This window comes from Rhodopirellula sp. UBA1907 (genome assembly GCF_002337565.1).
Taxonomy (GTDB): Bacteria; Planctomycetota; Planctomycetia; order Pirellulales; family Pirellulaceae; genus Rhodopirellula; species Rhodopirellula europaea.
This window is the reverse complement of the sequence record NZ_DDGH01000107.1, coordinates 79632-91176: the sequence shown is the minus strand read 5'-3', so window position 1 is coordinate 91176 and position 11545 is coordinate 79632. Positions and strand designations below refer to the sequence as shown.

The window sequence follows — 11545 nt, the reverse complement described above, 5'->3', positions numbered from 1 at the left end:
AATTCCGGGGAGGGAAGTGCGCGACTTTTCCCATGCTCGGCCCTCACCATCGCGTACGCCTGAACGGCGGCACAACCTCGAACCACGGCGGGGACCGCCGTGCCACAGTCCTGCACGCCTCGCTTTGTTCCAAAGCATTGGCTTGGTTGCCAGGTGATAACCTGGCCTACCTCGCGGCGTGACTCATCGCGCTCACATGATTTCTTCGGCGGGTTTGTTTCGCCGACGTGCGACGCCAGTTTCGACCGCGGCTTTCGCGACCGCCTGAGCGACGACTTTCGCGACGCGCCGGTCAAACACGCTGGGGATCACATAATCATCCAGCAGATCTGACTCGGGAATCGTTGCCGCGATCGCCTCCGCGGCGGCCAATTTCATCTCGTTGTTGATCGTCGTCGCTCGGACGTCCAACACCCCTCGGAACAAACCCGGGAAGCACAACACGTTGTTGATCTGGTTAGGGAAATCACTCCGTCCCGTCGCCATGATGCGGACGTGAGGAGCCGCGTTGGCCGGCAAGATTTCTGGATCAGGATTGGCCAACGCAAACACGATCGGATCGGCCGCCATCGCAGCGACGTCTTCCGTCTGCAAAACGTTGGGTGCTGACACACCGATGAACACATCGGCTCCTTGAATCACTTCGGAAAGCTTGCCCGACGCACCACGTGGGTTGGTGTTGTCAGCGATCCACTGCTTCGATGCATCCGGCTGGCTGGGTTCGCCCGCGTGGATCGCTCCCTCGCGATCGCACACCACGATGTCCTTCGCACCGGAGATCAACAGCAACTTCACGATCGCGGTTCCCGCAGCTCCGGCACCGTTGACCACGATGCGAATACTTGGAAGTGTTTTGCCAACGCGAAGCAAACTGTTCTTCAGTCCCGCCAACACCACAATCGCGGTGCCGTGTTGATCGTCGTGGAAGACCGGGATCTCGAGTTCTTTGTCCAACCGTTCTTCGATCTCGATGCAGCGTGGTGCCGAGATGTCTTCCAAGTTGATTCCGCCAAACGTCGGTGCCAACTGGCGAACGGTTTCAATGATCGCTTCGGTGTCTTGGGTGTCCAAGCAAATCGGGAACGCGTCGACGTTCGCGAATTCTTTGAACAGCATCGCTTTGCCTTCCATCACCGGCATGGCGGCGCGAGGCCCGATGTTTCCCAATCCCAAAACAGCGGAACCATCGCTGACCACAGCGACAGTGTTTTGCCGAATGGTCAGAGCAAACGATGAATCGGGATCTTCCGCGATCGCATTGCATACCCGAGCGACGCCGGGTGTGTAGGCCATCGACAAATCGTCGCGAGTTTTGATTGGCATCTTTGGCAGGACCTCGATCTTGCCGCCCAGGTGCATCAGGAAGACACGGTCGGAGGTGTGCACCACCTCGACCTCTTCCACCGTGCGAAGATGCTCGACGATCCGCTTGCCGTGGTCGACATCGCGAGCGTTGACCGTGAAGTCACGCGAAATTTTGCCGCCGCGAATGTTGACGATGTCGACTGCGCCGATCGCCCCATCCGCTTCGCCGATCGCGGTGGTGATCTTGCCCATCGCCCCGGGCGAATCGGAATAACGCAAACGGATCGTGATGGCGTACGACGGACTGTGCTGGTTCATCTTGGCGAGTCACCCTTCAAGGCTGGGGTGTCGGCGGTCGGGTCAACGAGCCGACCTTGTACCACGTCGCCGCAATCACGTCATTGCCAGAGAATCTCTGCCACGTCTCGGCGCCCCGCTCAAGTTTCGTAGCTGATCTTGCCGTGGCGTTGCGAACGGCTGATTTTGTCCATGCTATAGAGCCCCGCGAGAACGAACTCGACGCACGAGGCTCGCATCGCTTCGTTTTCGCTCGCGTTGACCTCAAACGCCCTGTCCCAAGCCGGCGGAACATGCTGCAACCGCTCCGCGTACTCGCTGCTCGGCAACATCGTTCCGACTTCCACGCGAACGCCGCCACGGAAGATCTCCGCGATTTCGGCCAACCCGTGTTCTTCGATGTATTCACCAAACACAGTCTGGATGGCTTCCGCGATCACCGAATCGATCACTTGCTTTTCAGACATTTGATGCGTGCCCATCAAATCCAATTCCAACTTGCCAAGCGAACTGGCATACAAGTGCCCGAGGTCGCTGATCCGCGGAACGGCGGGACTCTCGCCGTGCACGATTCCGCGTTGCCGAGCCGATGCGACGATTGTCCGGAAATTCGCTAGAGAAAAACGTGCTGACACGCCCGACGCCTGATCGATGTACTTGCTCTGGCGAGCTTGATGAGTGATTTCCTCGATGATCTGGTACATGAACAGAGGCACATGCACCGGGTAAGGACCGCCCAAATCGTCACCGACTTCTTGCTGCAGGATTTCGATTCCCTGCGTCCGCTCGGACGGATAGTGAGTTTGCACGATCGTCCCAATCCGGTCCTTCAGCTGAGGAATGACTTTGCCGGACCGGTTGTACGTCGAGGGGTTGGCCGAGAACAAAATCATCACATCCAATTCGAATCGAATTGGATAGCCGCGAATTTGCACGTCGCGTTCTTCCAAGATATTGAACAAGCCGACTTGGACCAAATCATCCAGCTCGGGCAATTCATTCATCGCGAAAATGCCGCGGTGCATTCGCGGAATCAAGCCAAACGAGAGTGCTTCCTCGGCACTCATGCTGACTCCGCCGGTCAGTTTCGCTGGATCGATTTCGCCAATGATGTCGGCGAATTTGGTCCCGGGAGACAAACGTTCTGCATACCGTTCACTGCGATGCCACCACCCGATTTGGATGTCTTCGGGCGAATGCTCGGCGACCAAACGCTTGCCCAATGACGAAATCGGGTTCAGCGGATCCTCATGAACGGGAAGATCGGGGTGATCGATGTAAGGAATCCACGGGTCGAGAAATTGGACCAACTGCCGCATGATTCGGCTTTTCGCTTGGCCTTTTTCGCCCATGAACAACATGTCGTGACCGGCCAACAAAGCCAGACTGATTTCCGGAATGACCGTGTCTTCGTATCCCACGATGCCCGGAAACAACTCTTCGCGGTCGGCCAGCATCCGCGAAAAGTTGTCGCGGATTTCTTGCTTGACCGTTTTGGACTTCCATCCGCTCTCGATCAATTGCTGCAAATTGCGGGCTTCGGGGGCATCCATCGTCGTTTTCGCGGGACTTGGCACAGGGCTGGTCACGTGTGGGCTCTGGGAAAAGAGGCGTCGGTGCAGGGAAGCATCTCGCTGCGATGCATCCTATCTGATTCAATCGTATGCAACCGGGGAGGCCCTTGGTTCGGACATCTCTGCCGAATCGGAGACTCTTTCCGATTTGGTGCAATCCAACGTGGAAGCGAACCCGGTATGGCAAAAGGCCATGGAAAGCGGGAGTTTTGGGGCCAGGACGCGTTGACGAAACCCTCACCGGGTGCTTATCTTTCGCGGTTTGAAATTCGTCCACTCCACCCATTCTAAGATCGCCCGTTCGCGGGCTTGTCTGCCATGGCCGTCCCAAAACGCAAGCACTCCAATAGCCGTACCGGCAAACGCCGCGCCCACGATCACTTGAAAAAGCGTCAAGTGACGTACTGCCCGCAGTGCAGCACCGCCGTGCCGACTCACGTCGTATGCCCGAAATGCGGTTATTACCAAGGTCGTACCGTCGTTGAATCGACTGACCAGTAGTTCCAACCGCCACAGCATTCTGAACTGAGAACGACCTGCCGTGAGTCTCGACGCAGCGAAACCAGCGATCCTGTTTCCCGGCCAAGGTGCTCAGACGCCCGGCATGGGAACGTGGTTGTGCGCGGAATACCCCATCGCCAACGACCTGTTTGACGAAGCCGCCGATGTCCTGGGATACGATCTGAAATCCCTTTGTGCAGACGGCCCCGCTGAAAAACTGAACGAAACCGTTCACAGTCAACCAGCTTTGTTCGTTGTCGGAGTCGCGGCCGCTCGGGTTCACGATGACCTGAATCCGGAACTTGCGAAAAAGATCGTGGCCGCCGCGGGTCTCAGCTTGGGTGAATACACCGCCGTTTGCTACGCCGGCGGAGTCTCCTTTGCCGATGGCTTGAAACTGGTTCAAAAGCGAGGCGAAGCCATGCAGGCTTGTGCTGATGCAACCGAATCGGGCATGGCAAGCGTGCTGGGGCTGGACCTTGAAAAACTGACATCGGTTTGCGAAGAGTGCCGCAGCGGGGACGAAATCCTGCAACCGGCCAACCTTCTGTGCCCAGGCAACATCGCCGTGTCAGGACATCGATCCGCTCTGGAACGACTCGAACCAGCGGCTTCCGCTGCCGGTGCAATGAAGGTCGTGCCACTCAGCGTCGCCGGTGCTTTTCACACTCCCATCATGGATGGCGCAGTGGAACAACTCACACGGGCTCTAGAAGAGGTCGAGTTGTCGGACACGCGAATTCCGGTGTACAGCAACGTCGACGCGAAACCACACACCTCCGCTGATGAAATTCGCCAGTTGCTGGCACGCCAAGTCGTCAACCCAGTCCGCTGGGACGACTCCATCAACGCGATGCTCGGCGACGGAGTGGATGGTTTCCTGGAAGCAGGAACCGGTCGCGTGTTGCGAGGAACGATCAAACGGATCGCTCGCAAAACACCCACGGACGGTTTCGGCGACCAACCCTGATTCACCGAAGTCCACACCAAACAGCTACGAAGCGGAATTCAAATACGACGGCCTTGGAAGGCCGTCGTACAACCGCCGATGAACGCATCTGAACGTCCTCGCTCGGAAACGGGCCAGTAAAACATTCGCGTTCTTCCCCCACTTTCTCCCCAACCTCCCAACCCCACAGACCTGCCCCCATGGATCTCTCTCTGTCGGTTGATTTGAAAGATCAAGTCGCCATCGTCACCGGTGCCAGCCAAGGTCTCGGACGCGCTGTCGCCGTCGCACTGGGACAAAACGGAGCCCATGTGGTCTGCGTGGCTCGCAACGCGGAAAAACTGGCCGCCACCGTCGCTGAAATCGAAGCCGCCGGTGGTAAAGGCGAAGCCCTGCCTTGCGACGTCACCGATCGCAAAGCTGCCGCCGAAGCCATCGAGGGAACTCACAAGAAACACGGCCGCCTGGACATCCTGGTCAACAACGCCGGGATCACTCGCGACAAACTGATGCGAGGCATGTCCGACGAGGAATGGGATTCCGTCATCGCCACCAACCTGACCAGTTGCTTCGTGTGCTGCCGCTCGGCCGCCGGAGTGATGCGTCGCAGCAAGTACGGACGAATCATCAACATGGCCAGCATCTCGGGCCTGATCGGCAACCCCGGTCAAGCCAACTACTCGGCCAGTAAAGCGGGCATGATTGGAATGACGCGAACAATGAGCAAAGAGCTCGTCTCACGGGGCGTGACCGTCAACGCGGTTGCTCCCGGGTTCATCGCCAGCGAAATGACGGCGGAACTCGGCGAAGTCGTCTTGGAAGAAGTCAAAAAACGAATCCCTGCCAAGCGAGTTGGACAACCCGAGGACGTCGCCGCGGCGGTATTGTTCTTGGCCAGTCGCGATGCCAGCTACATTTCAGGGCAAACCATCGTCGTTGACGGTGGAATGGTCGGCTAACGGCATATTGACGCGTTTTAGCTGCGTCCCCTATGTTCTGCCACGAGCGGCTATGGAGTGCCGCCTCGGTTGTGCCCTGCCCCACAGATCTGCACTTTCCCTTTTCGAATTAACTGACATTTAATCGGAGTTACGCCCATGGCGTCTATCGAAGAACGCGTGGTCGACATTGTTTCTGAACAGCTCGGCGTTGATAAAGACAAAATCACCCGCGAAACATCGTTCGTCAACGACCTCGGTGCCGACTCGCTCGACACTGTTGAATTGGTGATGGAGCTCGAAGAAGAGTTCGACATCAGCATTCCAGATGACTCCGCCGAAAAGATCCAAAAGGTCGGCGAAGCAATCGATTTCATCGAAAAGGAAAAAGGCGAAGACGCCTAGTTTTCGGTGAGCCTGTTTGTTGGACGAATTCACTTCGACCAATAGCAGCGTGAATACGACGGAACGCCTCGCGGGATCTTTCTTGCAAGATCCGTGAGGGGCTCCCAACCGATGGCGGCGAAGCCGGACGCGGTTTTGCCCATTGTGAAAATCCAGCTGTGTGTGCTCCAGCCATTCGTGCTTGTGCCCATGCGTTTGTTCCGATCGCCGGATCCTTGTCTGCCCTCACTCAAACGAGCGGCTTGATACGACGTCAAATCATGCGTCACCCGGCAATGTTTCGCCAATCGCAATCATCCGCAACGCAGACTGCATCGCCGCCATTTCACTCTGTCAATTCGTTATATTGACAAGGTGCTGGCGGCGTTTTTTGTTATGTTGCCTTCCGCGTGTGCCGCGGTCCCTTCTCTCAACACTCAACCACGTTAATTCGTCACCACGCTCATGACGGACGCTTCTTCAACGCCTTCTTACGATCCTTCCATGTCACGACGTGTCGTGATCACCGGCTTGGGTACCGTCACACCTTTGGGCTGCGACGTCGAAACTCTTTGGTCAGCCTTGTTGGCCGGAAAGTCCGGGATCCATGAGCTGTCCATCATGGACACGTCGAAATACAAGGTTCACTTTGGCGGTGACATCCCTGACTTCAATGTCGCGGATCATGTCGAACCCAAAGAAGCCAAGCGTCTGGATCGATTCACTCAGTTCGCCGTTCACGCTGGAGCCCAAGCGGTCCAGGATTCCGGCATCGATTGGGACAAAACCGACCGAACTCGTTGCGGTGTGATCTTGGGTTCGGGCATCGGTGGTCTTAACGAAATCGAAGAACAAATCGAGCGAATGCTCAACAAGGGACCGGACCGAGTCAGCCCGTTCACCGTCCCGAAGATGATGGTCAACGCCGCCGGCGGAAACATCTCCATTCGCTATGGACTAAAAGGGCCGAACTACGCGGTCGCGACCGCCTGTGCGAGTGCAACCAACGCGATGGGCGACGCTCTTCGCAGCATTCGTGGTGGCGAAACCGATGTCGTGATCACCGGCGGAACCGAAGCCGCGATCACTCGCATGGGCTTGGCTGCTTTCCAAAACATGAAGGCTCTTTCGACTCGCAACGACGATCCTCAACGGGCCAGTCGTCCATTTGATTCCGATCGCGATGGATTTGTCTTGGCCGAAGGTGCCGGACTGCTAGTTTTCGAAGAACTCGAGCACGCGAAAGCTCGTGGGGCGAAGATCTACGCGGAAGTCCTTGGCTATGGGACGACCAGCGACGCAGGCCATATCACCGCCCCTGATCCAGAAGGATTGGGCGCCGCCGCTGCCATGCGAGCCGCGATTCAGGACAGTGGCCGCGCGGCCTCTGAAATTGATTATATTAATGCTCACGGGACGAGCACACCTTTGGGTGACAAAGCAGAAACTCGCGCGATCCATACCGTTTTGGGTGATCACGCCCAAAATGTTGCGATCAGCAGTACCAAAAGCGCTCTGGGACACTCCCTGGGTGCTAGCGGAGGGATTGAAGCGGTGATTCTTTGCCAAACGATCCAAAACAATGTGATTGCCCCGACAATTAATCTCGACACTCCAGATCCAAGTTGCGATCTTGACTATGTTCCCAATAAACCTCGGGAACAAAAAGTTGACCTGGCAATGAGCAATAGCTTCGGATTTGGCGGTCACAACGCATGCGTTCTCTTTGGACGGTTCTCTCATGACGGCTCTTGATAATCCGAACTCCGATTTGTTCGATCCCAATGCATCCCCTCAGGAAGACGCTGGTCCTGAACCAGTCGTCTACTTGGTGGATGACCAACAAGCCGAATTGGACCTGCTACAACGCTGGTGCTCTCAAGAAGGCTTGAAGACAGAAACGTTCAATCAGGCAGAAGACCTTCTCAAGGTCTTGCACGCCGACTCACACGGTTGCGTCGTTGCTGACTTGCGAATGCCACGCCTGAGTGGCTTGGAACTGCAAGCCGAAATGTCGCGACGTGAGCTGACCATTCCGGTCATCTTGGTCACCGGCCACGGCGATGCTGAAAACTGCCGAGCTGCATTCCAGCAAGGCGTGTTCGATTTCATCGAAAAAGGTTTCCGTCACGAGGAAATTTTGCATGCGATCAACAGTGCGATCCGCAAGCATCGTCGCGATCGCTTTCGTCACCAAGTCCGCAAAGAAGCCTTGGACTTGCTGCGAAAGATCTCGCCTCGCGAAACAGAAGTCATGTTGCTTCTCGCAGGCGGATCTCCGCTGAAGGGCATCGCTCAAGAGCTCAGCATCAGCGTTCAAACCGCATCGAAGCACCGCGGCAGTATCTTCACCAAGCTCAACATCGACAACGAAGTTGACTTGTACAAAATGCTGTTGGCTGCCGAAGTCAACTTGGACGTTGGTCCCGCCGCGTTGATCCCACCGGCTCCTTGATCAACTCGTGACAAAATTCGCGTGGTGGAAATCTTGATCCCACGCGAATGATGCACCGATCTTTTCTAGACTTGGCTAGCCTTCGTCTAGGCCTCGCTCACATTCGCCGGCTCACTCAGCCGGCGATTTTGCTTTGTTAACCGCTGGCAAAATCCGCATCGTTCCGCGGACTCCGGGTCTGGCGATTTGATCGGGATTGCGAAGCGTGGCCCACATCCGGACCTGCGAATTCACCGGATGAACTTCAAGCGACACAAACGTCACCTCGCCGTTTAGCACGATGCTTTGGTCTTCGCCATCAATCGACTGCGTCCATTCAAATTCGACCGGTCGACCTTTCAGTTCGCTTCCGTGCACCCGTCCATCAATAAATCCGCTCACTCGGATCGGGTCCAACGAAACAACACGCAGCAGTGGTGCGCCGGCTTCGACCCACTCGCCCACAGAGACCATTGTTTCGGCCACGTTGCCTTCGACCGGTGAGTCAACGCGGTGCTCAGACAACCTGAGCTTGGCCATCTCGACCAACGATAGCTTTTCGTCCGCTTGGGCCTCCGCGACTTCCAACTCCTTGCGAGCTTGTTCGATCGACAACCCTGCTTGGTCGATCACCAACTGCAAGCGATCAATCTCGGTCGCGGTCACGCTGTTCTGATAGCGTTTGTTCGCGTCGATGCTTTGCTCCAACTCCCGCATTCGAACCTCGCGAGTCCGCTCGGCATATCGCTGATCAACATCGCTGGTCGATCGCAATTTAGCCGCCATCGCAGCCGATTCGGCCGCCGCCAGTTCAGCCTTCGCACGCCGGTCGTCCAGTTGAACCAGCACATCGCTCTTGGAAACTTCTTGCCCTTCGGTCACGGCCACCGACATCACGCGTCCGGCGATCGGCGCCGCCAATGTGAGATCGGTGACCAAAGTCGTTTGGGCACCTTCGATCTCGATTGTCTTCGGATTCGAATCATCGGCCGACAAGATGGCCGGCCCGCCAACTGTCATCGCGACCAGCGCTGCGGCCAACGCATGAGTCGCAGGCATCCAGCGAATCGATAACGCATCAGCGAGACGACAGAACGGATTCGCGATTTTGACTTCGGTGCCAGAAACGAGCATCAGGCAACTCTCCGACGAGACATGTTGAGCGGATCAAACCAATCATCATTCTAATTCAATCGCCTTCGCCTGCCGCCCGCTTTCGAAACGGGCTTCTCATCCGGCGGAAATGCCAAACCGGGTCGGGATTTGTTACGATGCTCGCCGTCGGCTCATCATCTCGTCCAACACCATGCGACCGACCGACGAAACAAAGAAACTCATTCGTTCTCCTTGGAACCGCCCCCGGATACTGTCGTGCAACAAGTCAAACTCTTCAAAGGTGTGGATTCCGAATTGCCCGAACTCGAGCGGCAAATCAATCGCTGGATCCGCAAAAGCGGTGCTCGTGTCCTTTCCATCAACGGCAACCTGGCGCCGGCACCAGCCGCCGGCAGCGGCCCGATGAATTCGTTCGCCGCCGGAGATGTTCTGATCATCGTGCATGTCGAGATCGACACGCCTCAGGGTTAATCAGGGTTCCAAACCGAAATCGCGAATGGTCGTCAGCGTTTTCAGCTCGAGACCTTTCTTTGCGAATGCCTCGGCACCTCCCGCCAAGCGGTCGATGATCGCGAGCACGTACTGGACTTCCAGTCCGAATGCTTCGACCGCTTCGACGGCTTTCAATGCACTGCCGCCGCTGGTGATCACGTCTTCCACGATCACAACTTTTTGACCGGGTGTGACAGGACCTTCGACTTGTTGTCCCATGCCGTGTCCCTTGGGTTCCTTGCGGACCATGAAGCCTTTCAGATCCACGTCATCGCCACCGGCCAACGTCACGATCGATGCGGTGATTGGATCGGCACCGATCGCCATGCCACCGACGGCCGCGGGCATGACACCGGATTCTTTCGCATTGGCGAGCACAACGTCCAACATCGCTCGCCCAATCAAACCAGCACCCTTGGGGTGCAACGTGACGCGGCGGCAGTCCAGGTAGTAGTTCGCTTTTTTACCGCTTGCCAGCGTGAACTCACCACGCTGGAGAGCTTCGGTTTCCATCAAGGCGATCAACGGGGCAAGGTCACGATTGGCCGAGTCAGACGACATCCAAGTATTCTCCAGCGAGGAAGTGAGCGGTTCAATCGGAACGAATACCACAATCGCTTCGATTCAGACACCCGCCCCAACCTATCCGAGCGGTCCAACCCGACAACGGTTCGAATCACGATGCCAACCGGGGCCTTGCGTGGCGCCAGCACCAGCTAGAATACCCACTCCACTCAATCCGCATATCCTCTCGCCAGCGTGCTCCATGCCTTCCTCTGTTTTTCGCGGCTCCCTTCGTTTCGTCTTCGCGATCGCCTTCGCGGGTGCATCGGCTTGCGTGAACCAGGCTCTCGTGACCGCGGATGAAACGACTCAGTGGCTACAACTGATCGAGCAATCCAAGTCCGAGTTGGATCCGAATCGACTGCCATCGCAAGAACAAACCGAAGCCGATGTGGTGGCGGCGATGAACGCGGCGGACGCTTTTTTTCAGCGAGTGACAGATCCTTCCAACCACGATGCCTGGATGAGATTTCTGGACTTCGGCCCGCTTCAATCCGCGATCGCAGGCGATGAGTCCGTCGCGAAACGAGGCAACGCCGCGGTCGAGCTTTCTCAACGCCTCAGCGGCCCCGAGGAAGGCCTCGAGCTATCCCGTTTGGTCGCACTGCGTGAGTCACTCGATCGCTACTTAGCTGCACTCCGCTATGGCAATCCCGAACGCGGGCTCGCCGTGATCGAGAGGCAACTTGAAACACTCGCCGGCATCCTTTCGTCTGAAGAAAACGCTAACGAACAAACCGAATCCACGCCGCGAATTCTGGCCGATTTGTCCGGCGAAGAAGTCGCCCAAATCGAATCGATCGTCGAAACTCTGGCCGCAGCCAACCAAGCCAGCGATTTGGTTTCTCGCATCACCGGACGCTACTCATCACCCAACCTGCGTGCCTTCGTCGACGGTCGCGTGATCAGTGACGCCATCACCCGTCCGGTCAACAATCCTGAACGAGTCAATGATTGCTTGCTCGGCACTCGCATCATTGGCGACGCCCGA

General features: G+C 56.9%; 11 protein-coding genes and 1 pseudogene. 8 read left to right on the top strand and 4 right to left on the bottom strand.

All coding sequences use genetic code 11. From position 1 onward, the window contains the following. Positions 1 to 192: 192 nt before the first annotated feature. Positions 193 to 1623: a malic enzyme-like NAD(P)-binding protein gene (locus tag B2R17_RS27080; RefSeq protein WP_286766445.1), complete on the bottom strand. Its 1431-nt coding sequence runs from the start codon at positions 1621 to 1623 to the stop codon at positions 193 to 195. Positions 1624 to 1742: 119 nt separating this feature from the next. Continuing rightward, positions 1743 to 3155 (bottom strand): magnesium chelatase, encoded by a 1413-nt coding sequence (locus B2R17_RS27075; protein ID WP_286766512.1) that lies wholly within the window; start codon positions 3153 to 3155, stop codon positions 1743 to 1745. A 339-nt stretch (positions 3156 to 3494) separates the two neighbouring features. Here B2R17_RS27075 and rpmF point away from each other — a divergent pair, with 339 nt between their 5' ends. The 6 genes from rpmF (at position 3495) to B2R17_RS27045 (ending at position 8403) form a co-directional block, all read left to right on the top strand. After that, complete coding sequence (gene rpmF / locus B2R17_RS27070) at positions 3495 to 3677, top strand: 50S ribosomal protein L32 (RefSeq protein WP_007331836.1); 183 nt, start codon at positions 3495 to 3497, stop codon at positions 3675 to 3677. A gap of 40 nt (positions 3678 to 3717) precedes the next feature. Then, positions 3718 to 4647: an ACP S-malonyltransferase gene (gene fabD, locus B2R17_RS27065; protein ID WP_286766444.1), complete on the top strand. Its 930-nt coding sequence runs from the start codon at positions 3718 to 3720 to the stop codon at positions 4645 to 4647. A 179-nt stretch (positions 4648 to 4826) separates the two neighbouring features. After that, complete coding sequence (fabG, locus tag B2R17_RS27060) at positions 4827 to 5585, top strand: 3-oxoacyl-[acyl-carrier-protein] reductase (protein WP_007324898.1); 759 nt, start codon at positions 4827 to 4829, stop codon at positions 5583 to 5585. A gap of 138 nt (positions 5586 to 5723) precedes the next feature. Then, the gene (locus B2R17_RS27055) at positions 5724 to 5969 is read left to right on the top strand and encodes an acyl carrier protein (protein ID WP_007324899.1); all 246 of its coding nucleotides are present in this window, start codon (positions 5724 to 5726) and stop codon (positions 5967 to 5969) included. Between the two features lie 444 nt (positions 5970 to 6413). Then, on the top strand, positions 6414 to 7703 hold the full coding sequence (fabF, locus tag B2R17_RS27050) for a beta-ketoacyl-ACP synthase II (RefSeq protein ID WP_286766443.1): 1290 nt from the start codon (positions 6414 to 6416) through the stop codon (positions 7701 to 7703). Next, entirely contained in the window at positions 7690 to 8403 is a 714-nt protein-coding gene (locus B2R17_RS27045) for a response regulator transcription factor (protein WP_008672355.1), read from the top strand. The genes fabF and B2R17_RS27045 overlap by 14 nt, the downstream gene beginning before the upstream one ends. Positions 8404 to 8514: 111 nt before the next feature. Here the strand turns inward: B2R17_RS27045 and B2R17_RS27040 are convergent, their stop codons facing one another. Next, entirely contained in the window at positions 8515 to 9516 is a 1002-nt protein-coding gene (locus B2R17_RS27040; protein WP_286766442.1) for an efflux RND transporter periplasmic adaptor subunit, read from the bottom strand. Positions 9517 to 9753: 237 nt separating this feature from the next. Between B2R17_RS27040 and B2R17_RS27035 the strand changes: the two genes are divergently transcribed. After that, positions 9754 to 9969 carry a hypothetical protein gene (locus B2R17_RS27035; RefSeq protein WP_007324903.1) on the top strand — a complete coding sequence of 72 codons (216 nt, stop codon included), beginning with the start codon at positions 9754 to 9756 and terminating at the stop codon, positions 9967 to 9969. Here B2R17_RS27035 and pyrE read toward each other — a convergent pair whose 3' ends face one another. Further along, complete coding sequence (pyrE, locus tag B2R17_RS27030) at positions 9970 to 10551, bottom strand: orotate phosphoribosyltransferase (RefSeq protein WP_008672358.1); 582 nt, start codon at positions 10549 to 10551, stop codon at positions 9970 to 9972. It lies immediately after the preceding gene. 205 nt (positions 10552 to 10756) lie between these two features. Here pyrE and B2R17_RS27025 point away from each other — a divergent pair. Then, a pseudogene (locus tag B2R17_RS27025) lies at positions 10757 to 11545 on the top strand (hypothetical protein); the annotation flags it as partial.

Bases quoted from the DNA above. Each gene is read 5' to 3' on its own strand.
- pyrE (WP_008672358.1), bottom strand. From the start codon at position 10,551: ATGTCGTCTGACTCGGCCAATCGTGACCTTGCCCCGTTGATCGCCTTG.
- B2R17_RS27080 (WP_286766445.1), bottom strand. From the start codon at position 1,623: ATGAACCAGCACAGTCCGTCGTACGCCATCACGATCCGTTTGCGTTAT.
- fabF (WP_286766443.1), top strand. From the start codon at position 6,414: ATGACGGACGCTTCTTCAACGCCTTCTTACGATCCTTCCATGTCACGA.
- B2R17_RS27075 (WP_286766512.1), bottom strand. From the start codon at position 3,155: ATGGATGCCCCCGAAGCCCGCAATTTGCAGCAATTGATCGAGAGCGGA.
- fabG (WP_007324898.1), top strand. From the start codon at position 4,827: ATGGATCTCTCTCTGTCGGTTGATTTGAAAGATCAAGTCGCCATCGTC.
- B2R17_RS27045 (WP_008672355.1), top strand. From the start codon at position 7,690: ATGACGGCTCTTGATAATCCGAACTCCGATTTGTTCGATCCCAATGCA.
- B2R17_RS27055 (WP_007324899.1), top strand. From the start codon at position 5,724: ATGGCGTCTATCGAAGAACGCGTGGTCGACATTGTTTCTGAACAGCTC.
- B2R17_RS27040 (WP_286766442.1), bottom strand. From the start codon at position 9,516: ATGCTCGTTTCTGGCACCGAAGTCAAAATCGCGAATCCGTTCTGTCGT.
- rpmF (WP_007331836.1), top strand. From the start codon at position 3,495: ATGGCCGTCCCAAAACGCAAGCACTCCAATAGCCGTACCGGCAAACGC.